19 protein-coding genes are annotated in these 22,904 nt (G+C 72.5%); 10 read left to right on the forward strand and 9 right to left on the reverse strand.

Translation table 11 applies throughout. From position 1 onward, the window contains the following. Nucleotides 1-21 precede the first annotated feature (21 nt). Both HUT19_RS04605 and HUT19_RS04610 read right to left on the reverse strand, forming a co-directional pair. On the reverse strand, nucleotides 22-2,430 hold the full coding sequence (locus HUT19_RS04605; protein WP_176179202.1) for a glycoside hydrolase family 65 protein: 2,409 nt from the start codon (nucleotides 2,428-2,430) through the stop codon (nucleotides 22-24). A gap of 119 nt (nucleotides 2,431-2,549) precedes the next feature. Beyond that, nucleotides 2,550-3,005: a lamin tail domain-containing protein gene (locus HUT19_RS04610; protein WP_176179203.1), complete on the reverse strand. Its 456-nt coding sequence runs from the start codon at nucleotides 3,003-3,005 to the stop codon at nucleotides 2,550-2,552. A gap of 359 nt (nucleotides 3,006-3,364) precedes the next feature. On the opposite strand from HUT19_RS04610, the gene HUT19_RS04615 reads away from it, so the two are divergent. Both HUT19_RS04615 and HUT19_RS04620 read left to right on the forward strand, forming a co-directional pair. Beyond that, a complete protein-coding gene (locus HUT19_RS04615) occupies nucleotides 3,365-4,945 on the forward strand; it encodes a fatty acyl-CoA synthetase (protein ID WP_254885437.1) in 1,581 nt (526 codons plus the stop codon). 333 nt (nucleotides 4,946-5,278) lie between these two features. Then, the gene (locus tag HUT19_RS04620) at nucleotides 5,279-5,800 is read left to right on the forward strand and encodes a GNAT family N-acetyltransferase (RefSeq protein ID WP_176179205.1); all 522 of its coding nucleotides are present in this window, start codon (nucleotides 5,279-5,281) and stop codon (nucleotides 5,798-5,800) included. Between the two features lie 41 nt (nucleotides 5,801-5,841). Here the strand turns inward: HUT19_RS04620 and HUT19_RS04625 are convergent, their stop codons facing one another. From HUT19_RS04625 to HUT19_RS04655, 7 genes are all read right to left on the reverse strand, one after another. Beyond that, nucleotides 5,842-6,840 carry an SRPBCC family protein gene (locus tag HUT19_RS04625; protein WP_176179206.1) on the reverse strand — a complete coding sequence of 333 codons (999 nt, stop codon included), beginning with the start codon at nucleotides 6,838-6,840 and terminating at the stop codon, nucleotides 5,842-5,844. Nucleotides 6,841-6,846: 6 nt separating this feature from the next. After that, on the reverse strand, nucleotides 6,847-7,428 hold the full coding sequence (locus tag HUT19_RS04630; RefSeq protein WP_176179207.1) for a hypothetical protein: 582 nt from the start codon (nucleotides 7,426-7,428) through the stop codon (nucleotides 6,847-6,849). Between the two features lie 117 nt (nucleotides 7,429-7,545). Next, a complete protein-coding gene (locus HUT19_RS04635; protein WP_176179208.1) occupies nucleotides 7,546-8,691 on the reverse strand; it encodes a glutathione-independent formaldehyde dehydrogenase in 1,146 nt (381 codons plus the stop codon). Between the two features lie 78 nt (nucleotides 8,692-8,769). Further along, nucleotides 8,770-10,287, reverse strand: a complete 1,518-nt coding sequence (gene glpK / locus HUT19_RS04640) for a glycerol kinase GlpK (protein WP_176179209.1) — start codon at nucleotides 10,285-10,287, stop codon at nucleotides 8,770-8,772. 36 nt (nucleotides 10,288-10,323) lie between these two features. Further along, nucleotides 10,324-11,172, reverse strand: a complete 849-nt coding sequence (locus tag HUT19_RS04645) for an MIP/aquaporin family protein (RefSeq protein WP_176179210.1) — start codon at nucleotides 11,170-11,172, stop codon at nucleotides 10,324-10,326. A gap of 106 nt (nucleotides 11,173-11,278) precedes the next feature. Then, complete coding sequence (locus HUT19_RS04650; protein ID WP_176179211.1) at nucleotides 11,279-13,663, reverse strand: phosphoketolase; 2,385 nt, start codon at nucleotides 13,661-13,663, stop codon at nucleotides 11,279-11,281. Continuing rightward, nucleotides 13,617-14,666: a universal stress protein gene (locus tag HUT19_RS04655; protein WP_176179212.1), complete on the reverse strand. Its 1,050-nt coding sequence runs from the start codon at nucleotides 14,664-14,666 to the stop codon at nucleotides 13,617-13,619. The genes HUT19_RS04650 and HUT19_RS04655 overlap by 47 nt, the downstream gene beginning before the upstream one ends. A 212-nt stretch (nucleotides 14,667-14,878) precedes the next feature. On the opposite strand from HUT19_RS04655, the gene HUT19_RS04660 reads away from it, so the two are divergent. The 8 genes from HUT19_RS04660 to HUT19_RS04695 all read left to right on the forward strand — a co-directional run bounded on the left by HUT19_RS04660 (nucleotide 14,879) and on the right by HUT19_RS04695 (nucleotide 22,896). Next, a complete protein-coding gene (locus HUT19_RS04660) occupies nucleotides 14,879-15,550 on the forward strand; it encodes a CBS domain-containing protein (protein WP_176179213.1) in 672 nt (223 codons plus the stop codon). Then, on the forward strand, nucleotides 15,547-16,449 hold the full coding sequence (locus HUT19_RS04665) for a universal stress protein (RefSeq protein ID WP_176179214.1): 903 nt from the start codon (nucleotides 15,547-15,549) through the stop codon (nucleotides 16,447-16,449). Before HUT19_RS04660 ends, HUT19_RS04665 begins: the two co-directional genes overlap by 4 nt. Nucleotides 16,450-17,278: 829 nt before the next feature. Continuing rightward, nucleotides 17,279-18,133 carry a universal stress protein gene (locus HUT19_RS04670; RefSeq protein ID WP_176179215.1) on the forward strand — a complete coding sequence of 285 codons (855 nt, stop codon included), beginning with the start codon at nucleotides 17,279-17,281 and terminating at the stop codon, nucleotides 18,131-18,133. Between the two features lie 55 nt (nucleotides 18,134-18,188). Beyond that, a complete protein-coding gene (locus tag HUT19_RS04675; protein WP_176179216.1) occupies nucleotides 18,189-19,256 on the forward strand; it encodes an alcohol dehydrogenase catalytic domain-containing protein in 1,068 nt (355 codons plus the stop codon). A 6-nt stretch (nucleotides 19,257-19,262) separates the two neighbouring features. After that, on the forward strand, nucleotides 19,263-19,946 hold the full coding sequence (locus HUT19_RS04680) for a pyridoxamine 5'-phosphate oxidase family protein (RefSeq protein WP_176179217.1): 684 nt from the start codon (nucleotides 19,263-19,265) through the stop codon (nucleotides 19,944-19,946). 50 nt (nucleotides 19,947-19,996) lie between these two features. Beyond that, nucleotides 19,997-20,878, forward strand: coding sequence for a universal stress protein (locus tag HUT19_RS04685; protein WP_254885438.1), 882 nt, complete (start codon nucleotides 19,997-19,999; stop codon nucleotides 20,876-20,878). A 22-nt stretch (nucleotides 20,879-20,900) separates the two neighbouring features. After that, nucleotides 20,901-22,373, forward strand: a complete 1,473-nt coding sequence (locus tag HUT19_RS04690) for a nicotinate phosphoribosyltransferase (RefSeq protein WP_176179218.1) — start codon at nucleotides 20,901-20,903, stop codon at nucleotides 22,371-22,373. Between the two features lie 64 nt (nucleotides 22,374-22,437). Beyond that, a complete protein-coding gene (locus HUT19_RS04695) occupies nucleotides 22,438-22,896 on the forward strand; it encodes a cyclic nucleotide-binding domain-containing protein (RefSeq protein ID WP_176179219.1) in 459 nt (152 codons plus the stop codon). The last annotated feature ends 8 nt before the right edge of the window (nucleotides 22,897-22,904 follow it).

Genomic DNA, 22,904 nt, shown 5'->3' on the forward strand with positions numbered 1-22,904 from the left:
GCCGCGGCGGTGCGGCGGCGCTCAGCCCGACGGCAGCGGCAGCCAGACGGACTCGCCGGGCTCGATGGTCAGGGTGCGGTCGGCGAGCCGCACCTCGACGGGCGGCTCCTCGGAGTCCGGCACCCTGATCCACAGCCGCCCGGAGCGCAGCCGCAGCGTGATCCCCCAGTGGCCGCGGTAGCGCACGGACACTCCGTACTCCGAGAGTTCCGGCAGCGGCACCGGGTCCAGCCACAGGGCCTCCTCACGGGTCTCAAGACCGGTGAGACCGCGCTGCACCAGATCGAGGGTGCCGCCCATGGCGCCGAGGTGGATGCCCTCGCCCGTGGTGCCGCCCTGGATGTCGGCGACATCACCGGCCAGCGCCTCCTGGCAGAAACGCCATGCGTCGGCGCGCCGTGCCCGCGCCAGCACCCAGCCGTGCACCAGTCCGCTGAGGGTCGAACCGTGGCTGGTGCGGTGCAGGTAGTACGCGACCGTGGCGCGCCAGGTGTCGTCGTCGAGACCGTAGCCGAGCTGCCGGAAGAGCTCGGCCAGTTCGGCGGGTGAGAAGAGGTAGCCGAGCATCAGCGCGTCGGCCTGTTTGGACGCCTGGTAGCGGTTGACGGTGTCGCCCTCCGACTCCAGGATCCGGTCCAGGCGGCGGATGTCGCCGTAGCGTGCGCGATAGCCGTCCCAGTCCAGTTCGGCCAGGTCCTGATAGCCGTCGAACTGGCTGATGACGCCCCGGTGGAAGGGGATGCGCAGCCTCCGGGAGACGTCCTCCCAGCGCTCCGGTTCGGCGCGGTCCAGGCCGATGCGCTCGAACAGTTCACGCCGCCGCGGCTCGGGCAGGGTGCGGGCCAGCTCCAGGGCACGGGTGAGCACCCAGGCGGCGGTGACATTGGTGTACGCGTTGTCGTCGAGGCCGGGCCGCTGGGCGCCGGGGTAGCCGTCGTGGTACTCGTCGGGACCGACCACCCCGCGGATCCGGTAGCGCCCGTGGTCCGGGTCGAGGACGGCGGCGTCCGCCCAGAACCGGGCGATCTGCACCAGCATCTCCGCGCCCTTGGTGTGCAGGAAGTCGGTGTCCCCGGTGGCCTGGCAGTACTGCCACACGTTGTACGCCACGGCCGAGCCGACGTGCGCCTGCAACCGCGTGTAGTCGGGCAGCCAGCGGCCCGAGCGCGGGTTCAGATGCAGGACCTGGGTCTCCTCGCGGCCGTCGCTGCCGCTCTGCCACGGGTACATCGCCCCGGCCCGCCCGGCGTCCGCCGCCGCGCGGCACGCCTGGGGCAGCCGGCGGTGCCGGTAGTGCAGCAGCGCCCGGGACACCTCGGGGAAGTGCAGGTTCAGATACGGCAGGACGAACAGCTCGTCCCAGAACACATGGCCGCGGTACGCCTCGCCGTGCAGTCCGCGCGCCGGTACGCCCACGTCCAGCTCCGCGGTGTGCGGGGAGAGCGTCTGGAGCACGTGGAACAGATGCAGCCGCAGGATGCGGCCCGCCTCGCCCGGCACATCCAACGCGCCCTCGCGCCACAGGTGTTCCCAGGCGGTGTGGTGGGTGACCAGCAGTCCGGCGTAGTCCGGGGCGCGCTCCACCCGGTCGACGGCGGCGCACAGCGGATCGGCGATCGCCGCGTCCCTGGAGGTGTGCACCGCCACGGTCTTCTCCACGGTCACGGGTGCCCCGGAAGTGATCGGCACGGTCAGCCCCCGGACGGCTCCGGTCCCGGTGAGGCGCTGTCCGGTGGTGGCGGCAGCGCCCTCGGTCAGCCGGGTGCGCGCGGCCATGGCCACCCGTACGTCGGAGGCGGAGGTACGGCAGCTCAGCCACACCGTGCCGGGGTCGGCGGCCCCGGTGCGCAGCTCGGTCAGATGGTGCCCGGCCAGATCGCGGTAGCGGGCCACCCCCGCGTTGGCCACGGCACCGTCGAGCGCGGACTCGATCTCGAGCGTGCCCGACCAGCCCTCGGCGGTGAAGGTGGTCCGCTGTGCCGCCAGATGGGGATCGCCCATGTGGACCAGCCGCCGCTGCTCCACGGCGAGCACCCGGCGGTGGCGGTCGGTGAACCGCAGCCGCCGGGTGAGCGTGCCGTGCCGCATGTCGAGGATCTGCCGGTAGCCGGTCAGCTCCGCGCCGTCGGGCGTGAGCCAGGGGCCGGGGCCGGGTGCGGCGGGGTCCGGCTCGGCGAGCCGGTAGCGCAGCGGAAGCCAGTCCGGCAGGTTGACCAGGTCCTCGTTCTCGACCTGCCGTCCGGCGACCTCCGACACCAGCCGGTTGTAGCAGCCCGCGGCATAGGTGCCCGGGTAGTGCACCGCGTCGGCGGCGGTCTCGGAGGCCGCGCCCCGGGTGGCGATGTAGCCGTTGCCCAGGGTGCACAGCGACTCCCGCAGCCGCTCCTCAGCGGGCACGTAGCCCTCGTACTCCCACACCCAGTCCGACACCGCCGCTCACCGGCTCTCGCTCCTCGACCTCCCCCATTGTCCTCGGGAGCGGAGCGGTTCACCGGTTGTGCCGCGCCACCGGAGTGGCCGGTGGGCCCGGAGGGGGACCTCCGGGATGGTCAGCAGATCTTGTAGTCCACGCGGCTGCTGTTGTACGAACAGGTGTCGACGGTGGATCCGCTGCTCTTGCGCAGCGTCGCCTTGTCGCTGGTGTTGTTCCAGACGTAGGCCCGGCGGTCCTGGTACTTGGTGGCGGAGGTGTCCGAGCCGGTGCCGGTGCGCACGGTCACGGTCCGGCCCGCGCCGAGGGTGTAGCTCGGGAAGGTGTACTTGTGGTTACTGGCGTCCACCAGCACCCAGCCCCTGAGGCTGACCCCGCGCGAGGTGGAGTTCTTGATCTGCACATACTCGGCGTTGAGGCTGGTGTTGCTGCGGTTGTCGCTGCCGGGAGAGTCGTAATAGATCTTGGACAGGTGGACCGAGCCCGCGGCTCCGGCGGGCGCCGCGGGGTACAGCAGTGCGGCGGCGCAGCCGGCGGCGAGCAGGGCGCCGGTGCGGGCGGCAGTTCGGGACATACGTCTCCCCCTTGCGTGTGGTGCGTGATGAGCGTGGTTGCACAGGACGGACGGGCGGCCGCGCCCGAAGATGGTTTGGAGTCGGCGAGATGACTCCTTCGGTGCGGCCGCCCGTCCGTCTTCCCCCCACTTTGTGTGGGCCACCAGAGTGGCCCGCCGCGGGTCCCGGCGGCAGGGCTGCGCGGCCCTCGATCCGGGGCCGTCCGGCCCTTGTCCGGCGGGGTGCGGCCGGGGCGCCGGCAAAACGGTCCGGCAGCATGCCGTGCCGGTCCGCCGGCGCAGTCACCCTTGAAGCCCGACCCCGGCCGTGCCAGCGTGGCGATCCGTCCATCCGCCCTCCGCCACCTCGGGAGACACCGGTGACCGCATCCTCCCTGCCCGTGGACATCGTGCGCGCCCGCCGCCACGGCATCGCCGATCTGCTGTCGCGCACCGCGCTGCGGCTGCCGCACAAGACCGCCGTGGTCGACGGTCCGCTGCGGCAGACGTTCGCCGAACTCGACGCGGTGGTGGACCGGACCGCGGGTGCGCTGGCCGCGCGGGGAGTGGCCCGGGGCGACCGGGTGGTGCTGTACGCGCGCAACGCCCACGGTTTTGTGGTCGCCTACTTCGCGCTCGCCCGGCTGGGCGCGGTGTCGGTCCCGGTCAACTTCATGCTGACCCCGCCCGAAGTCGCCTATGTGCTGGACCATTCGGGAGCGGTGGGCATCGTCGCGGGCGCCGATCTGCTCGACGCGGCCGACGCGGCGCTGGCGGAGGCGGCGCCACCGCGCCTCGTGGTGCGCGCGGCGATCGGCGGCGGGCGCGGGGAGTGGGAGGACCTGGCCGCGCTGGGCGAGGAGGACGGCCACCCGGTGCCCGACCCCGCCCTGGCCGACGACGATCCGGTGCAGCTGATGTACACCTCGGGGACCGAGTCCCGGCCCAAGGGCGCCATCATGACCAGCCGCAACCTGATCTCCCAGTATCTGACGGCGATCGTGGTCGGCGACATGTCGGCCGATGACGTGGAGATCCACGCGCTGCCGCTGTACCACTGCGCCCAGCTGCACGCCTGTCTCACCCCGGACGTCTATCTCGGCGCCACCTCCCTGGTGCTGCCCAGCCCGGATCCGGCGACCCTGCTGGCCACCATCGAGGCGGAGCGGGTGACCAAGCTGTTCGCACCACCGACGGTCTGGATCGCGCTGCTGCGCCATCCGGAGTTCGGCACCCGCGACCTGTCGTCGCTGCGCAAGGGCTACTACGGCGCGGCGTCCATGCCGGTGGCCGTGCTGGCCGAGCTGCGCCACCGGCTGCCGGGGCTGGCGCTGTACAACCTCTACGGCCAGACCGAGATGTCCCCGATCGCCACCGTGCTGGGCCCGGACGACCAGGAGCGCAAGGCCGGTTCCGCGGGGCGGGCCGCGCTCAACGTCGAGACGCTGGTGGTGGACGAGGACGACCGCCCGGTGCCGCCGGGCACGGTCGGCGAGATCGTGCACCGGGGCCCGCACACCATGCTCGGCTACTGGCGGGACCCCGAGCGCACCGCGGAGACGTTCCGGGGCGGCTGGTTCCACAGCGGCGATCTGGGGGTGATGGACAACGAGGGGTATCTGACCGTCGTCGACCGCAAGAAGGACATGGTGAACAGCGGCGGGGAGAACGTGTCCGGACGCGAGGTGGAGGAGGTCATCCACACCCACCCGGCGGTCACCGAGGCCGCGGTGTTCGGGGTGCCGCATCCGTACTGGATCGAGGCGGTGACGGCGGTGGTGGTGCCGCGGCCGGGTGAGACGGTGGACGTCCAGGACATCCTGGACCACTGCCGCTCCCGGCTCGCGGGCTACAAGGTGCCCAAGTACGTGGCGCTGGCCGAGTCGTTGCCGAAGAACCCGAGCGGCAAGATTCTCAAGCGTCAACTCCGCACGGCCTACGCACACTTGGGTGACGTCTGACCATCATGTGGACCACGGTTGACGGACGGGATCGGCGCGGTGCTCAATGATGCGCGTGAGGAGTGCGCTGCCCCTGGTCACCCGCGACCACATCGACTTCGGTCGGGTGTGGTCGGCGTCGTGTCCGTTCTGACCCGGCAGCGGGCCGTTCCACCGGCCGATCCCCCGTCGCGGCCCCGCCGCCCCTCCCCCGGCGTCTGACACCGGCGCTCCGCCCGTTGCGGTGCCCCGGGCATCCGCGTCCGCGGCGCGGCGCCCGGCCGCTCCCTCCCGTTCCTCCCTCGTCCCGTTGCGCGTTCCCCTGCGCACATCCCTGTTGCGAAAGGCCCTTCCATGGCTGTGGAGTTCGTTTCCGCCTCCGTCGCCGAACCTCCGGCACGGTTCGCGGTGGTCCCTGTCACCGTGGACGATCCGCTGGTGGAGCCGCTGCTGCGCGAGCTGGGGGACGAGTACTCCCGCCGTTACGGCAAGGACGCCCACGGCGAGATCAGCCGCTATCCGGCCGAGGAGTTCGCACCGCCGCACGGACTGCTGCTCCTGCTGCTGGAGGACGGCGAGCCGGTGGCTGGGGGCGCGTTCCGCCGCTACGACGCGCGCACCGCCGAACTCAAGCGGATCTGGACCCACTCCGGCCACCGGCGGCGCGGGCTCGCCCGCAGGGTGCTGGCCGAGCTGGAGCGGGCCGCGGCCGAGCGCGGGTACCAACGCCTCTACCTGACCACCGGGCCACGGCAGCCGGAAGCACGCGGGCTCTATCTCGCCACCGGATACACCCCGCTGTTCGACCTCAGCGCCGACCCGGAGACCATCGGCCCGCTGCCCTTCGAGAAATCCCTCGTCACACCGGACCGGTGAACGAGTACGGGGGCGGACGGCGTGGCGGGGCGAGGGGACGGTCAGCGGCGGCGTGAGCGCCGGGGCGCCTCCTCCTCGTCCTCGTCGGGCTCCTGCTCGTACGCGTCTTCGTCTTCGTCGTATGCGTCTTCTCCGCCCTCGCGGCCCTCGTCCTCTTCGTCCTCTTCGTCCTCTTCGTATGCGTCTTCGATTTCTTCGTCTTCGTCTTCGTCTTCGTCTTCTCTGTCTTCGTCTTCTCTGTCTTCGTCTTCTCCGTCGACGACCTCGCCCTCGCGGATCTCGCCGCGCCAGCCTTCGATCTCGTCGGGCTCGAGCAGGACTTCGGCCATCAGATGGCGGCGGAAGTGCTTCAATTCCAGCCGCGCCCGGCGGCCCTGGGCCCGCCAGATGTTTCCGGTGCGCTCGAAGAAGCCCTGCGGGTAGTACTGGAGGACCAGCAGGATCCGGGTGAGCTCAGGTGCGATCTCGTGGAACGTGACCGCGCCGTTGACATGGCCCTTCTCGGCGCGTGAGGTCCAGATGATGCGCTTGTCCGGCACCTGCTCGACGATCTCGGAGTGCCACTTGCGGTGCGACCAGAAGACCTGGGCCTTCCAGTCCAGCTCGGTGTCGGACTCCTGCGAGACGTCTTCGACCTTCTTCATATAGCTGGGGAAGTCCTCGAACTGGGTCCACAGATCGTAGGTGAGCGAGACGGGGGCCCCGACGTCGATCTGCTCGACGATATTGGTGACCTTCAGCTTCTTGTCCCGGTCACCCCCCTTGCCACCGCCCAGACCCGGGATCACTTCCTCGGCCTTGTCCACCGCCTTGTCCTTGACCGTCTCCAACCCCGCCTTCACCAGCGGCTTCATCGGCAGGTCCAGACCGTCTCCGGTCTTGCCGACGGCCTTCTTGCCACGCTGGGTCACCGATGACACGGCCTTCTGACCCAGGGCTCCGAGGAGGTTCCGCGCCTCCTTCTTCAGACGATCGGTGGGCAGCTCCTCGGCGAGGGCGCCGAGCCCTCCCGAGCCTCGTTCATCCGCCTTCTGCGCCATGGACCCTCACCCCTGACTCCGTCGTCCGGACCCACCGGACTCGCTCCGCTTCCGGGTCTTCGCCGGGCGGTCGGCGGCCGGTTTCCGCCGCCGGTCCTCGCTCCGGCTCCGCTCCCCGCCGCGCGTGCGCTCCTCGCTCCGGCTCCGCCCGCCGGACCGCGCGGCGGAAGCGTCCTTGCGCTCCCGCGCCTTGCCCTTCGCCTCCCGCTTCCCGGAGGTGCCCCGCTGCTCGGAGGCGTCCCGCTCCTCGGAGGTCTCCTGCCGCTCGGACCCGTCCGGCTTCTCGGAGGTGTCCCCGCCGGGGCGCAGTGTGTTCGCCCGGCGCTCCAGCCGGTCACTCAGGGCGTTCATACGGTTACTGGCCACCGACACGACGGCCGACCGCCCCGCCGACGCCACCTTGCCGCGCACATCACGGCCCACCTTGCCGATCTCGGAGGTGGGCAGTGCGTCGGTGCCCACCGGGACGCGGCCGGACGCGAGACGCTTGCCCGCCGCCATACCGGCGAGGGCGACGGCCCACCGCATCCTGCGGCGGCGTCCGAAGAGGTAACCGCTGGCGAAGGCCAGCGCCGCCTCGCTCTTCATGATCGGTCCTCCTCACCGCCGCCGGAACACGGCCATCACCCGGAGAGCCCACACACGGGCCTCAGTTTCGATTATGTCGCATTCACCCCATTTGGTGATTTTCTGGGAACGGTGCGATCAGGCCGCGAGCGCCGGGTGCAGCACCACTTTGGTGTAGCCCTCGATCCGCTGATCGAACTTCTCGTACGCCGACGGCGCCTGGTCCAGCGGGAGTTCGTACGAGACCACGAAACTGGGCTTGGCCCGACGGGCGATGATCATGTCGCGCAGCTGGCGGTTGTACCGCTTGACGTTGCACTGGCCGGTGCCGATCCACTGCCCCTTCTCGAACATCCGGCCGATGGAGAGGAGGAGCTGGCCGTGTTTGGCGTGCTCATCGGGGGCGCCGGGGTCGGACGGCACGTACAGGCCCGGCACCCCGAGCATCCCGGTCGGCCGCACGGTGTCGACGAGCTCGTTGAGGACGACCGCCGGCTCCTCGTGGCCGGCGTCGCGGGACCGGGCCTGGTAGCCCACCGCGTCCACACCCTTGTCGGTGCCCTCGCCACCGGTCCGGTCCTTGATCTGCTCCGCCGGGTCGCCCTTGGTGAAGTCGATGGCGACCGCCCCGATCTCGTCGGCCTTGGCGAGCCGCTCGGGCACCCGGTCCACCGAGAACACCTTGGCGGCGCCGCGCAGCAGGGCCGAGTAGGCGGCCATCAGCCCCACCGGTCCCGCGCCGTAGACCACCACGCTCTCGCCCGGGGAGACCTGTGCCAGCTCACATCCGTGATAGCCGGTCGGGAAGATATCCGCGAGCAGGACGAAGTCGGTCTCGAACTCATCGCCCTCGGGCAGCTTCAGACAGTTGAAGTCGGCGAAGGGCACTCGCAGCCGCTCGGCTTGGCCACCGGTGTATGGGCCCATCGCCACATAGCCGTAGGCGCCACCCGCGAAGCCGGGGTTGACCGTCAGACAGAAGCCGGTGTAGCCCGCGAGGCAGTTCTTGCAGAATCCGCAGGCCACGTTGAACGGTACGACCACGCGGTCCCCTTTGGACAGCGAGGTGACGCCCGAGCCGGTTTCCTCGATGATGCCCATGTTCTCGTGCCCGAAGACGATGCCCGGCCGGGCCGCCGTACGGCCCTCGTACATATGCAGGTCGGCGCCGCAGATCGCGCTGGACGTGACCCGTACGATCGCATCGTTCGGGTGGTCGATCCGGGGGTCGTCGACATCCCTCACGGCCACGGTGAAGGGTTTCTCGTAGACGACGGCTCTCACCTCGGCCACCTCCGCGTCGCCGGGTACGTTCCCAGGTAAACGCCGCCCGGTGACCGCCGCAACCGCGCGCCACGGACGCTAGGAAACCTTCACCCAGTCCAGGGTGCGCTGCACGGCCTTCCGCCAGCCCGCGTAGCCCTCTTCGCGCCGCTCATCGCTCCACTGCGGCTCCCAGCGCTTGGACTCGCTCCAGTGGGAGCGCAGCTCATCGGTGTCCCGCCAGAAGCCGGTGGCGAGACCGGCGGCGTAGGCGGCACCGAGGGCGGTGGTCTCGGCCACCACCGGCCGGCTGACCGGCACCCCCAGCACATCGGCCTGGATCTGCATGCACAGGTCGTTGTCGGTGACACCGCCGTCCACCCGGAGCACATCGAGATGGGTTCCGGCGTCCTTCTCCATGGCCTCGACCACGTCCCGGCTCTGGTAGCAGATGGCCTCCAGGGTGGCGCGGGCGAGATGGCCTCCCGTGTTGTAGCGGGTGAGGCCGACGATCGCGCCACGGGCGTCGGAGCGCCAGTACGGGGCGAACAGACCGGAGAACGCAGGGACGAAGTAGACCCCGCCGTTGTCCTCGACGGAACGGGCCAGCCGCTCGCTGGCCGGAGCGTCCTCGATGATCTTCATCTGGTCGCGCAGCCACTGGACGGCCGAGCCGGTCACCGCGATGGAGCCCTCCAGGGCGTAGACGGCGGGGCTGCCGTCGAACTGGTACGCCACGGTGGTGAGCAGCCCGCTGGTCGAACGCACCAGCTCCGCACCGGTGTTGAGGACCAGGAAGTTGCCGGTGCCGTAGGTGTTCTTGGCCTCGCCGGGGCGGAAGCACACCTGCCCGACGGTGGCCGCCTGCTGGTCGCCGAGGACACCGGTGATGGGGGTCGCGGTGCGCAGCGGGCGGGTGGTGCGGGCCTGACCGTACGCCTCGGCGTGGGAGGAAGGGTTGATCGTCGGCAGCATGGAGCGCGGAATGCCGAAGATCTCCAGCAGTTCGTCGTCCCAGTCCAGCGTCTCCAGGTTCATCAGCATGGTGCGGCTGGCGTTGGTGACATCGGTGGCGTGGATACCGCCGCCGGGGCCGCCGGTGAGGTTCCACAGCACCCAGGCGTCGGTGTTGCCGAAGATCGCGTGGCCGCGTTCGGCTGCCTCGCGGACACCCTCGACGTTGTCCAGAATCCACTTGATCTTGCCGCCGGAGAAGTAGGTGGCGGGCGGCAGTCCGGCCTTGCGGCGGATGACCTCGCCGTGGCCGTCCCGTTCGAGGGCGGCGGCGATGGCGTCGGTGCGGGTGTCCTGCCAGACGATGGCGTTGTGGTACGGCTGGCCGTTGCGCGGATCCCAGATGACGGTGGTCTCGCGCTGGTTGGTGATGCCGATGGCGGCCAGGTCGGCGGGTGAGAGCCCGCCGGTGCGGATGGCGTTCTGCATCACGGAGTTGGTGCGTTCCCAGATCTCCACCGGGTCGTGCTCGACCCACCCCGAGCGCGGCAGGATCTGGTGGTGCTCCAGCTGGTACCTCGCCACTTCGCTGCCGTCGTGGTCGAAGATCATGAAGCGGGTGCTGGTGGTCCCCTGATCCACCGCTCCGACGAATTCCGGCATCCTTCCGCCGCCTCTCGTGGATGGGTCCGGCCCGGCTCAGCTCTCCGGAGCGGGGGTGCGTCCCACTTCCTGCTGCCCGGCGACCGGGAGGAAGCGGCTGATCAGGACCTTGTACAGGGCCGCGCCGACCAGTCCGCCGACCAGCGGTCCGACGATGGGCACCCAGAAGTAGAGATTCCCGTACTGGTCCCGCCAGGCGGTGTCGTACCCGGTGAGGAAACTGGCCAGCCGGGGGCCGAAGTCACGGGCCGGGTTGATGGCGTATCCGGCGTCGGCGCCCCACGCCATGCCGATCGCGACCACGATGAGGCCGATGATGAACGGGCCAAGATTGGCCTGCGGGGGCGTGTTCAGCAGATCGGTGACGGCGAAGATGAGCAGCACCAGGATGGCGGTGCCGATGATCTGGTCGCGCAGCGCGCCCCATTCGCTCACCGGGAGCGAGCCGTTGCCCGGGAGGGTGGAGAACACGAACTGGGTTTTGAAGGTGTGCTTCGGGTCGGCGCCCGCCAGCACCTCGGTGTAGTTCCAGCGCACCAGCAGGGCGGCCACGAACGCACCGAGCGTCTGGGCCAGGGTGTAGGGCAGCACCTTGCTCCAGGGGAAGCCCTTGAAGGCCGCCAGGGAGAGGGTGACCGCCGGATTGATGTGCGCACCGCTGAGCCGTGCGGCGACGTAGACGCCCAGGGTGACGCCGAGTCCCCAGGCCCAGGCGATGGAGTCGTGGTCGCCGAGCGCGCCGGGCGGGTCGGTGAGCGCGCCGCCCGCCACCACCTGTGCGACCACACCGCATCCGAAGAGGATGAGCACCATCGTCCCGGCGAACTCCGCGGAGAGTTCGCCGATGAGTCCCGAGCGCCGGCCTTCCCGCTTCTCCTCCGTCATGGGCCCATGGTGTGCGCGGCGCGGGCGGGACGCCCTGTCCTGCTGGTCCGTACGGGTCAGGGGGCACCGGGGCCGGAGCGGCTCCCGGTGCCCCCTGCTCGGTGGCTCAGCCGCCCCAGGACCACTCCGCCACTTCGGGCATGTCGGTGCCGTGCTCGCGGATCCACGCGCGGTGGCGGGCGCGCGCGTCCTGCATCCGCTGGCGTACGGCGGCGGCGCGCACCGCGAGGCCCGGGGTGCGGTCGATGACGTCCATCACCAGCCGGTAGCGGTCCAGGTCGTTGCGGACGACCATGTCGAAGGGCGTGGTGGTGGTGCCCGACTCCACATAGCCGCGCACATGCAGCCCCGGGTGAACGGCCCGGCGGTAGGCCAGCCGGTGCACCAGCCACGGATAGCCGTGGTAAGCGAAGATGACGGGCCGGTCGCGGGTGAACAGGGCGTCGAACTCGGCGTCCGGCATCCCGTGCGGATGTTCCTTCTGGGGCAGCAGCCGGGTCATGTCGACGACGTTGACGACGCGTACCGCCACATCGGGAAGGTGGCGGCGGAGGATCCCGGCGGCCGCCAGGACCTCCTGGGTGGGGACGTCGCCCGCGGCGGCCAGCACCACATCGGGTTCGCCGGTGCCGTTCTCGGTGCCCGCCCAGTCCCAGCTTCCGGCGCCGCGGGCGCAGTGGGCGCGGGCCTGGTCGAGGTCGAGCCAGTCGAAGCAGGGCTGTTTGCCCGCGACGACGACGTTGACGTAGTCCCGGCTGCGCAGCACGTGGTCGGCCACGCAGAGCAGGGTGTTGGCGTCCGGCGGCAGATAGACCCGCACCACCTCGGGGCTCTTGTTGAGCACGTGGTCCACGAAGCCGGGGTCCTGGTGCGAGAAGCCGTTGTGGTCCTGCCGCCAGACATGGGAGGTCAGCAGGTAGTTGAGGGAGGCCACGGGGCGCCGCCACGGCAGCGCGCGGGACACCTTCAGCCATTTGATGTGCTGGTTGACCATGGAGTCGACGATGTGGACGAACGCCTCGTAACAGGAGAACAGCCCGTGCCGTCCGGTGAGCAGATAGCCCTCCAGCCAGCCCTGGCAGACATGTTCGGAGAGGATCTCCATCACCCGGCCGTGCCGGTTCAGATGCTCGTCGGTGCTCAGGGTCTCTTCCTGCCACGCCTTCCCGGTGGCCTGGAAGAGGGCCTGGAGCCGGTTGGACGCGGTCTCGTCGGGGCCGACGACCCGGAAGTCACGGCGGTCGCCGGTGTCCTCCATGACCCGCTCCAGGAGGTCGCCGAGCACCCGGGTGGGCTCGTGCAGCGTCACCCCGGGCTTGTCGACGGGGACCGCGTACCGGTCCAGCGCGGGCATCGGCAGATCGCGCACCAGCAGTCCGCCGTTGGTGTGCGGATTGGCACCCAGCCGCCGCTGTCCCTCGGGGACACATGCCAGCACCTGCGGCCGGGGGCGCCCGTCGCCGTCGAACAGTTCCTCGGGCCGGTAGGAGCGCAGCCACCGCTCCAGCTGCCGCAGATGCTCCGGGTTCTCCCGGACGCCCGGCAGCGGGACCTGGTGGGAGCGCCAGGTGCCCTCGACGGGGACGCCGTCGACCTCGGCGGGCCCGGTCCAGCCCTTGGGGGTGCGCAGCACGATCACCGGCCAGCGCGGGCGTTCGCCGACGCCCTCCTCGCGGGCGGTGCGCTGGAGCAGGGCGATCCGGTCGAGGGCCTGGTCCATGGCCCGGGCCAGGTCCCGGTGGACCTGGAGCGGTTCGTCGCCGCTCACCTGGATCGGCTCATGGCCGTATCCGCGCAGCAGGTCGTCGAGTTCGGGCTCGGGGAGGCGGGCGAGGACCGTGGGGTTGGCGATCTTGTAGCCGTTGAGGTGGAGGATGGGCAGCACGGCGCCGTCGTGGACCGGGTCGAGGAACTTGTTCGCGTGCCAGGAGGCGGCCAGTGGTCCGGTCTCGGCTTCCCCGTCGCCGATGACACAGGCGACGAGGAGGCCGGGGTTGTCCAGGGCCGCGCCGTAGGCGTGGGCGAGCGAGTAGCCGAGCTCACCGCCCTCGTGGATGGAGCCGGGGGTCTCGGGGGCGACATGGCTGGGCACCCCGCCGGGGAAGGAGAACTGGCGGAAGAGCCGCCCCATGCCCGCCGCGTCCCGGCTGACGTCGGGGTAGACGGCGGAGTAGCTGCCGTCCAGCCAGGAGCCCGCGAGCACCGCCGGGCCGCCGTGGCCGGGGCCCCAGACGCAGATGGCGTCCAGGTCGCGGGCCTTGATGACCCGGTTGAGATGGGTGTGCACGAGGTTGAGCCCGGGTGAGGTGCCCCAGTGGCCCAGCAGCCGGGGCTTGATGTGGTCGGGGCGCAGCGGCTCGGTCAGCAACGGGTTCGTCAGCAGGTAGATCTGGCCGGCCGCGAGGTAGTTCGCGGCCCGCCAGTGGGCGTCCAGGGCGTGGAGTTCATCGTCGGCGAGCCCGCTGGTCGCCGGGGTCGGTGCGTCTGGCATGGACCTCTCTCCCTCGTAGGGTGTCCGGCTCACAGCCGTCCGGACGGGTACCCGGTACCGGGCCGCCGCTGGTCCCGCGGCCCGGGTGTGCCCTTCGTTTCCGTTCCATGCGCGCGGGGTCCTCATCCCGCTCGGGGACGACCGCCACCGGACACGGTGCGTGGTGCAGCGCCGTGTGGACGACCCGGCCGAGTTGGAGCCCCGCGAGGTGGCCGTGGCGCCGGCGGGCGCCGAGGACCAGCAGATCGGCGGTGGCCGCCGCGTGCAGCAGCGCCTTGCGGGCCGGTCCCTCGACGGTCTCGCGGTTGACGACGACCTTGGGGTGGTCCCGCTCGGGGACCCGCAGGGCGTCGTCGAGGACGCGCTCGGCGCGGGCCCAGTGGGCGCGGACCGGATCGCCGTAGATCATCAGGTCGTCCGTGACCTTACCGGCCGGGCAGCGCCAGGACCGTACGGCGGTCAGCTCACGGCCGCCCGCTTCGGCCTCGCTGAAGGCGTACCGCAGGGCGGGCGCCGCCCGGTCGGCGGGCTCGTCCACGCCGAGCACGACCCGGCCGAAGGAGCCACGGCGGTTGGGCAGTCCGCCCCGTACCACGGTCACCGGGCAGGAGGCACGGGCGGCGACTGTCAGGGCGACCGATCCGAGGAGCAGTCCGGAGAGTTCGCCCCGGCCGCGCGCGCCGGTGACCACGCCGTACGCCTCCTCGCCCGCGCGCAGCAGCAGGGACACCGGGTCCTCCGGAAACACCTCGGTGGAGATCTTCACATCGGGGCCGCGCCGCCGCGCGCGGTCGGCCGCGGTGCCGGTGATCTGGTCGGCCATGACCCGGTCCCAGGGGTGCTCGGGGTCGGTGACGGGCCTGATGCCCTCGTAGCGCTCCCACAGGGAGCCGTGGACCAGGCGCAGTGGCACCCGGTGCCGGGACGCCGCGTCCACCGCCCAGTCCACCGCGTTGAGGCTGGACTGTGAGCCGTCGACACCCACGACCAGGGGAAGCGCCACCGTACCCACCACCCTTCACCGTGGCCTTCGCCGTCCGACGCCCCCACCTTCCCGCCGTCCGGCCCGGGGCGCGAGGGGCGATTCGGCCCTGGCGGGGGTCGTTCGGCCCAGACGCCCGGGGCGGGCCGGTCGGACCCGACCGGACCCCGGGCAGCCCAAGAGGGCCGAGGGGGTGCCGCCGGAGGCTGGAGGAAGGATCCGGGGAGGCAGGGATGAAGCACCGCAAGATCGGCAACGTGATGACCGACGATGTCGTCCGGGTGGGCCACGAGGCCTCGTTCGAGGAGGTCAGCCAGTTGCTGGCGCGGCACCGCATCAACGGTCTGCCGGTGGTGGACGAGGACGACAAGGTGATCGGCGTGATCACCGGTACCGACCTCAGCGAGCTGACGGACCACCAGGGCTCCGGCCGCCAGGGCGGCGAACGGACCGACCCGGTGCCGCGGCAGTCCGCCGACGGACGCACCGCCCGGCAGCTGATGTCACGGCCCGCCGTCACCGTGCACCCCCAGGACACCATCGTGGACGCCGCGCGCTCCATGGCCCGCCACCGCATCGAACGGCTCCCCGTCGTGGACGAGGAGGACCGGCTGATCGGCATCGTGACCCGCCGTGACCTGCTGCGCGTCTTCCTCCGCCCGGACGACGAGATCCGCGCCGAGGTGATCGACGAGGTGCTGGTGCGCTCCCTGTGGCTGCCGCCGCAGACCGTCACGGTCACCGTGACCGACGGGGTGGTACGGCTGGAGGGCCGGCTCGACCGGCACAGCGAGATCCCCATCGCGGTCCGGATGGCCGGCCAGGTGGACGGGGTGGTGGCGGTGGTCGACCGGCTCACGTATCGCATCGACGACTCCCGCGGCCAGGGAGGTGCCGCGCCATGACGACCCCCGGCAAGCCGGCCCACGACGGCCGGGTCGTGGTGGGCCTCGATGGCTCCGACAGCGCCTGGAGCGCGCTGGACCGGGCCGTCGCCGAGGCCCGGCGGCGCGGTGCCACGCTGGAGATCGTGCACGCCTGGCCGTGGGCCCGTACCGATCCGCTCGCCTTCGACACGGACAGCGAACCCCAGCGACCCCCCGTCGAGGTGGCCCGCACGGTGCTGCGGCTGGCCGTGGCACGGGCCGCCGAGAAGGACCCGGAGCTGCGGATCGTGCCCACCCTCACCGCGCAGGACGCGGTGCCCGAACTGCTGCGGATCGGCCAGGACGCCTCGCTCATCGTCATCGGCACGCGCGGGCTGGGCGGCTTCACCGGTCTGCTGCTGGGCTCGGTCGGACTGCGGCTGGCCGCCCACACCCACCGCCCGCTGCTGGTGGTACGCGGCGACATCCCCGCCGCGTACGGGCCCGAGGGCCACGGCAAGGTGCTGGTCGGGATCGAGGGCGGCGCGGACGAGGCGGCGGCCCGGTTCGGCTTCGAGGAGGCGATCCGGCGCGGGGCGCGGCTGCGTGTGCTGTACGCGTGGACGCACCCCCGGACCTTCGGCGGCGACCACACCCTGCCCTCGCGGGAGGTCGTGGCCCTGCGGGCGGAGCGCGCGCAGGAGGAGACGTACCGCGTGGTGGCCGCGCTGCGCAAGGAGTTCGAGGAGGTGGGCGTCCGGGAGGACACGGTCCACAGCGCCCCCGCCCAGGCCCTGGTGGAGGCGTCGCGCGCGGCGGACGTCCTGGTCCTGGCCGTCCACCGCCGCACCGCCCGTCTGGGCCTCCAGCTCGGCCCCGTCACCCACGCGGTCCTCCACCACGCCCACTGCCCGGTGGTCCTGGTCCCGATCGGCTGACGCCCCCCGATCCCGCGCCGAGCGGACGAACGGCCCTGGGCCGTGGGGCCGTGCCAGGGCTGTGGGGCGGCGGGCCGGACGACGGCCGGGGCCCGCCGGGCGCGGGCGCGTCCCGGCGCGCGATGGAGGGCCGCGGGGCAGATGCCCGCCCGCTCGGTCCCGGCGAGAAGGCGACGCGCTCCCGCCACCGGGCGAGGCTGACGGCGCTGCGGTGCAACGGGCTCACCGGCGCCTGTGTCGCCGGGCCATACGAGCCCGGCCGGCGACCGGACGCGGCACGCGTCCGCGCGCTGCCCGGGCGCCGCAGGCCCGACAGACGGCCGAGCACGCGGGGCCGCGGGACGCGGAGCGGACGGGCGGACCGCGAGAGCACGGCTTCGCGTGGGCGGACTGCCCACGCGAGTCCGGCGCGACGCCCGGCAGCCCGCTGGATCCCGCCCGAGCGGGGGCGCGGGGTGGATGGGCCGGTTGTCCTGGGGGCGGAGGGTGGCCCGGGGCCGGTCGGCCCTGGCGTTGGGCCGTCCGACGTGGTGCCCTGGAAAGTGGCACCGGGGGCATCCAGCAGACGCGGAGAAGCGGACCGGTGACCGCCGGTGAAGCGTGTGACCGATGACCGCGCACCGCGCAATCAGGGCCCGCGAGAAGCGGGCGGCCCCCGGCGCCGCGGGTGTGCCGCGGCGGCGGCCGGCAGGACGGGGCCCGAACGGGCCGTATCGCCCCGTCGGCACACGATCGACAAGGACATATTCCGGCAGGCGTCCCCGGGGCCGTTGCAGCCGCGGGAGTCCCGGCAGCCACTCCCCCGCGCCGTGCCGGAGAGGAGGCAGCGATGGTGCGCCCCGTCACCGCGGGACTGGACGGGTCCCCCGAGAGTCTGGCCGCCGCCGACTGGGCGGCGCACGAGGCGATGCTGCGCGACGCTCCGCTGCGGCTGGTCAACGCCTGGCCGGGCCCCGAGCAGTTGGAACTGACCCCGGGCCGGGAGGCCGCCTGGCACTACTGGGCCGAGCGCGCGCTGCGTTCGGCGCGGGCCGAACTGGACGCCGAACACCCGGAGATGGCGATCCTGACCGATCAGGTCCCCGGATATCCGGGTCCCGTGCTGCTGGCCGAAGCGGAGCGGTCCGAGCTGCTGGTTGTCGGGTCCCGTTCGCTCGGGGTGGTCGCCGGATTCTTCCTGGGCTCCGTCGGTCTGGAGCTGGCCGCCCGCGCCGCCGTCCCCGTCGCACTGGTGCGGGCGGACACCCGCGAGACACGGAACGCCGATGTGGTGGCGGGGGTGGACGTGCACGCGTCGTGCGACGACGTGCTGGAGTTCGCGTTCGACGCCGCGGCCCGGCGCGGAGCGGGGCTGCTGTGCGTGTACGCCAGCAGGGTTCCGGCGATCCGGGACTCCGCGCCCTGGGTCGTGGACGTCGGGCTGACCGATGCCCGCGAGGAGGCGGAGAAGACGCTGGCCGAGGCGATGGCGCCGTGGCGGGACAAGTTCGCCGGGGTGCGGGTCGTCGAGGAGATCGCGTCGGACAGTCCGGCCCGGCGGCTGGTGGCAGCCGCGGCGGGGGCAGCGCTGATGGTCGTGGGGCGCGGGCCGCGCAGTTCGGGCCTCGGGCCGCGGCTCGGGCCGGTCGCCCAGGCCGTGGCGCACCACGCCGCCTGTCCGGTCGCCGTCGTACCCCAGGGCTGACACCACGCATGCCACCGGCCGCAGCCACGAGCCGAGGAGAGGAGAGGAAACGGCCATGAAAGCACTCGTCTTCCACGGGCCGGGGCGGATCTCCTGGGAGCAGGTGCCCGACCCCGACCTCTTGGAGATCACCGACGCGATCGTGCGGATCGACACGGTCACCATCTGCGGCACCGACCTGCACATCCTGAACGGCGACGTACCGGATGTCAGGCCCGGTACGGTCCTCGGCCACGAGGCCGTGGGCGAGGTGGTGGAGACCGGGGAGGACGTACGGAGCGTACGCCCCGGGGACCGCGTGCTGATCTCGTGCATCTCGGCGTGCGGCCACTGCCGGTTCTGCCGGGAGCGTGCGTACGGGCAGTGCCGCGGGGGCGGGGGCTGGGTCCTGGGGCGTTCGATCAACGGAACGCAGGCGGAGTACGTCCGGGTGCCGTTCGCCGATCTGTCGGTGCATCCGCTGCCCGGCTCTGCCGAGGGCCAGGACGCGGTGCTGCTGGCGGACATCTTCCCGACCGCCTACGAGGTGGGGGTCCTCAACGGCCGGGTGGGCCCCGGGGACACCGTCGCGGTGGTGGGGGCCGGGCCGATCGGGCTGGCCGCGATCGCGACCGCGGAGTTCTTCTCCCCCGGTCGGATCATCGCCGTCGACTACGCCACCGCGCGGCTGGACGCGGCCAAGCGGGTCGGCGCCGACGCGGTGGCCGCCGCGGACGAGGATCCGGAGCGGCTGGTCGACGACCTCACCGAGGGACTGGGCGCCGATGTGGTGATCGAGGCGGTGGGCACACCGCAGAGCTTCGAGGCATGCACCCGCATGGTGCGGCCCGGTGGCCGGATCGCCAATGTCGGGGTGCACGCCAGGCCCGCCACCCTGCACCTGGAAGAGCTGTGGATCAAGAACGTGACGATCACCACCGGGCTGGTCGACACGTACTCCACACCCACGCTGCTGTCCATGCTGGCCGCCGGACGGCTGCCCGCGTCCACGCTCATCACCCATCTCTTCGAGCTGGACCAGATGGAGGAGGCGTACGAGGTCTTCTCGCAGCCCGCCGACACCGGCGCGATCAAGATCGCGCTCGGGGGCCCCACCAGGCCCCTGGCGACCCGGGAGGGGTGAGCGGTGATGTCCGGGGCGGTACGGCCGGACCCGGCGGCCGCGCGGCCGGTCACCGGCGGCGGCGACATCGGGCGCCGGGTGGCCGAGCGCCGCGCCCGGCTCGGGCTCTCGCGGGAGGAACTGGCGGCCCGGGCGGGCACCTCATCCGGCTATGTGCGCTATCTCGAGGAGTATCCGGCCGATCCGGGATCCGGAGCGCTGCTGCGGATCGCGGCGGCGCTGGACACCACCGCGGCCGCGCTGCACGGCGGCGGCGCCGAGCGGCCGCCCGGTATCGGACGTGCGGCGGCCCACCCCGAGCTGCTGGAACTGGGCCCCGGGGAGTGCCGGGACCTGCTCGCCACCCACGGGGTCGGCCGGATCTCGGTGGCCACCGCACGCGGCCCCGCCGTCATCCCGGTCAACTACAGCGTGGTGGACGACGCGGTGGTCTTCCGGACCGCGCCCGACGCCACCCCAGCGGCGGCCGCGGGCACCGAGGTCGCCTTCGAGGTGGACCACATCGACGAGGCGCTCAGCGAGGGCTGGAGCGTGCTCGTCGTCGGACGCGCACAGCGGGTCACCGATCCGGCGGCGGTCCGGCGGCTGGCCGCCGAGGCGTACTCGGCCCCCTGGCCGGGCGGCAGCCGCGATCTGTGGCTGCGTATCGAACCCACCAGCGTCACCGGCCGCCGGATCCGGGCGCGCTGACCCGGCACAGCGGAACACAGCACCACACAGCCGGAGGAGTTGCGGAGGTGATGGTTGTGCGACCGCGCATCACCGTCGGCATCGACGGTTTCCCCGAGAGTCCGCACGCCGCGCCCTGGGCGGCACGCGAGGCGCTGCCGCGCGATCTGCCGCTGCGGCTCGTCCACGCCTGGGTCCTGCTGGCGCCCACGGACCCGGACCCGCCGCCCGAGGGGGACCTCCCGTGCGGGAACGACCAGGCCTACTGGGCGCGGCGGCTGCTGAGCGACACGGTGGGCGCGTTGCGCGAGGCCCCTCCGGGGTTGAACGTCACCGCCGAGCCGGTGCCGCAGGAGACGGTGCCCGCGCTGCTGGCCGCGGGCGGGGCCGCCGAGATGCTGGTGCTCGGCTCGCGCGGGCGCGGCGCGCTCGGCGGCTTTCTGCTCGGCTCCACGGGGCGCGAGGTCCTCGCGCGCGGTGTGCGGCCGATGGTGCTGCTGCACGCGGACGACGCCGACCGGAGCGCGGACGTGGCCGTGGGTCCCGGTCCGCGGCGGCCGCCGGACGACGTACTCGGGTTCGCCTTCGACGCGGCCGCGCGGCGCGGCGGTTCACTGCGCGCGGTGCACGCGGGCGGACGCCGACAGCAGGGCGGCGCTGAGCGCGGCGCTGCGGCCGTGGCGGGAGAAGTACCCGGGGGTGCCGGTGGCCGAGGACGTCACCGCCGAGCGCCCCGGGCGCGGTCTGGTGCGCGCCGCCGCCGGCTCCGGGCTGCTCGTACCGGGCCGCGACGGGGCCGAGCCCGGTGGCGTACCGCGGATGGGCCCCGTGACCCACGCCGCGGTGCACCACGCGCCGTGTCCGGTGGCGGTCGTGCCGTCCGGCTGACCCGGACGACAGACATCGACTCATCAGCCACATCAGCCAACCCACCGCGATCCACCGCGAGTTGAGGGAGGACACAGGGAGACGACGATGTCGAAAGCGATGACCACCGATCTCTACGAGGCGACCATGGCCCTGTCGTACCTGCGGGAGGGTATGACCGCCCCGGCCACCTTCGACCTGTACGTCCGCGACCTTCCGCCCGAGCGCGGCTTCCTGGTCGCCGCGGGCCTGGAACCGGCGCTGGACTATCTGTCCGGCTTCCGGGTCGGGCCGGACGACGTCGAGGCGTTCGCCACCGCGCTGCACCGCTCCTACGACGATCTGGAACCCCTGCTGGGCCTGGGGTTCGAGGGCGAGGTGCGGGCGGTGCCCGAGGGCCGGATCGTCCTGGCCGGGGAACCGCTGCTGGAGCTGACGGCGCCCATGCCGCAGGCCCAGTTGGTCGAGACGTATCTGCTGGGGCAGCTCAGCCACCAGACCACCATCGCCTCCAAGGCCGTGCGGTGTGTGCTGGCCGCCGACGGCCACCCGGTGCTGGATTTCTCCCTGCGCCGCACCCACGGTCCGCAGGCCGGGATGCAGGCGGCCCGGCTGGGCGCCCTGGCCGGGTTCACGGGGACGAGCAATGTCGAGGCGGCGACCACGTACGGGCTCCCTGCCAGCGGCACCATGGCGCATTCGTACATCGAGGCGTTCGCGGACGAGGAGACCGCGTTCCGGGCGTTCGCCCGCACCCACCCCGGTCCGGTGACCTTCCTGGTGGACACCTACGACACGGTGACGGGTGTGGCCGCCGCGGCGCGGGTGCTGCGCGATCTGGGCCTGGGCACCGGCTGTGCCATCCGGCTGGACAGCGGGGACCTGGGCGCGCTCGCGGTGCGGGCGCGGCGGATCCTCGACGAGGCGGGGCTGCCGCAGGTGCGGATCGTGGCCAGCGGCGGTCTGGACGAGTACGCCGTGGCGGACCTGGTGCGCGCGCGGGCGCCGATCGATGTGTTCGCCGTGGGCACCCGGGTCGGGGTCTCGGCCGACTCGGCGTATCTCGACTCCGCGTACAAGCTGGTCGCCTACGACGGCAGGCCGGTGATGAAACTGTCCTCGGCGAAGGCCACGGCGCCGGGTGCCAAGCAGGTGTGGCGGCGGCCCGGATTCGCCGATGTCATCGGCGAGCGGGACGAACTGCCGCCGCGCGGTGGCACCCCGCTGCTGGAGACGGTGATGCGGGGCGGCCGCCGGACCCGGGAACCCGACACCCTGGGCCGGGCGCGCGAACGCCTCACCGCCGATCTGGCCGGACTGCCGCCGCAGGCCCGGCGGATCCGGGAGCCCATGCCGCCCCGTGCGGCGACCTCGCCCGCGCTGGCCCGGCTGGCGGGCCGGGTGCGCCACCGGATCGAGCACCGGATCCTCGCCGGGGAACACGAGGCCGAACGGCCGGACCTAAGAGCCGAACGGCCGGACCAAGGAGCCGAACGGCCGGACCCCGGTGCCGAGCGGACCAGGCCGGGGGCCGCTCGGCCCCTGCCTCACGCGGGTGGCGCACCCGCACGATGGAGTTGACGGCGTCGGCGACGCCCGATGCCCGCCGCCAGTGGACCGTGCGCCTGGGGAGAAGGGGCCCTTGATGATCACCAGAAACGGAGTAGTGGCCGCCGTACCGCCGGACCACCGTGACCAGTTCGTCCGTCTCGCCCATGAGGTGTCCTTTCCGATCGGCACCCGCATCTTCGAAGAGGGGGGCCCGGCCGACCGCTTCTGGATCATCAGCAGCGGCGGAGTGGCCCTCGATGTGCATGTGCCGGGCCGGCGGGCACCCACCGTGGACACGCTCGGCCCCGGCGATCTGCTGGGCTGGTCATGGCTGATCCCGCCGTGCCGGTGGCATCTGGGCGCGGAGGCCGTCAGCTTGGTGCGCGCCGAGGAGTTCGACGCGGCCATGGTGCGTGCGCTGTGCCTCAAGGACCCGGTGCTGGGCAGCGCCCTGGCCACGTATGTGGCGGGTGTGGTCGGGCGACGGCTGCGGTCGACCCGCAACCGGCTGCTGGACCTCTACGGGCCCTACGGCAGCGGCTTCCGGAGCTGAAGGGCTGA

The sequence above is a fragment of the Streptomyces sp. NA02950 genome, assembly GCF_013364155.1.
Taxonomy (GTDB): domain Bacteria; phylum Actinomycetota; class Actinomycetes; order Streptomycetales; family Streptomycetaceae; genus Streptomyces.

Coding starts and splice junctions, on each gene's coding strand:
- HUT19_RS04610 (WP_176179203.1), bottom strand. CDS start 3,005: ATGTCCCGAACTGCCGCCCGCACCGGCGCCCTGCTCGCCGCCGGCTGC.
- HUT19_RS04620 (WP_176179205.1), top strand. CDS start 5,279: ATGGCTGTGGAGTTCGTTTCCGCCTCCGTCGCCGAACCTCCGGCACGG.
- HUT19_RS04625 (WP_176179206.1), bottom strand. CDS start 6,840: ATGGCGCAGAAGGCGGATGAACGAGGCTCGGGAGGGCTCGGCGCCCTC.
- HUT19_RS04630 (WP_176179207.1), bottom strand. CDS start 7,428: ATGAAGAGCGAGGCGGCGCTGGCCTTCGCCAGCGGTTACCTCTTCGGA.
- glpK (WP_176179209.1), bottom strand. CDS start 10,287: ATGCCGGAATTCGTCGGAGCGGTGGATCAGGGGACCACCAGCACCCGC.
- HUT19_RS04645 (WP_176179210.1), bottom strand. CDS start 11,172: ATGACGGAGGAGAAGCGGGAAGGCCGGCGCTCGGGACTCATCGGCGAA.
- HUT19_RS04650 (WP_176179211.1), bottom strand. CDS start 13,663: ATGCCAGACGCACCGACCCCGGCGACCAGCGGGCTCGCCGACGATGAA.
- HUT19_RS04660 (WP_176179213.1), top strand. CDS start 14,879: ATGAAGCACCGCAAGATCGGCAACGTGATGACCGACGATGTCGTCCGG.
- HUT19_RS04665 (WP_176179214.1), top strand. CDS start 15,547: ATGACGACCCCCGGCAAGCCGGCCCACGACGGCCGGGTCGTGGTGGGC.
- HUT19_RS04670 (WP_176179215.1), top strand. CDS start 17,279: ATGGTGCGCCCCGTCACCGCGGGACTGGACGGGTCCCCCGAGAGTCTG.
- HUT19_RS04675 (WP_176179216.1), top strand. CDS start 18,189: ATGAAAGCACTCGTCTTCCACGGGCCGGGGCGGATCTCCTGGGAGCAG.
- HUT19_RS04680 (WP_176179217.1), top strand. CDS start 19,263: ATGTCCGGGGCGGTACGGCCGGACCCGGCGGCCGCGCGGCCGGTCACC.
- HUT19_RS04685 (WP_254885438.1), top strand. CDS start 19,997: ATGGTTGTGCGACCGCGCATCACCGTCGGCATCGACGGTTTCCCCGAG.
- HUT19_RS04690 (WP_176179218.1), top strand. CDS start 20,901: ATGTCGAAAGCGATGACCACCGATCTCTACGAGGCGACCATGGCCCTG.
- HUT19_RS04695 (WP_176179219.1), top strand. CDS start 22,438: ATGATCACCAGAAACGGAGTAGTGGCCGCCGTACCGCCGGACCACCGT.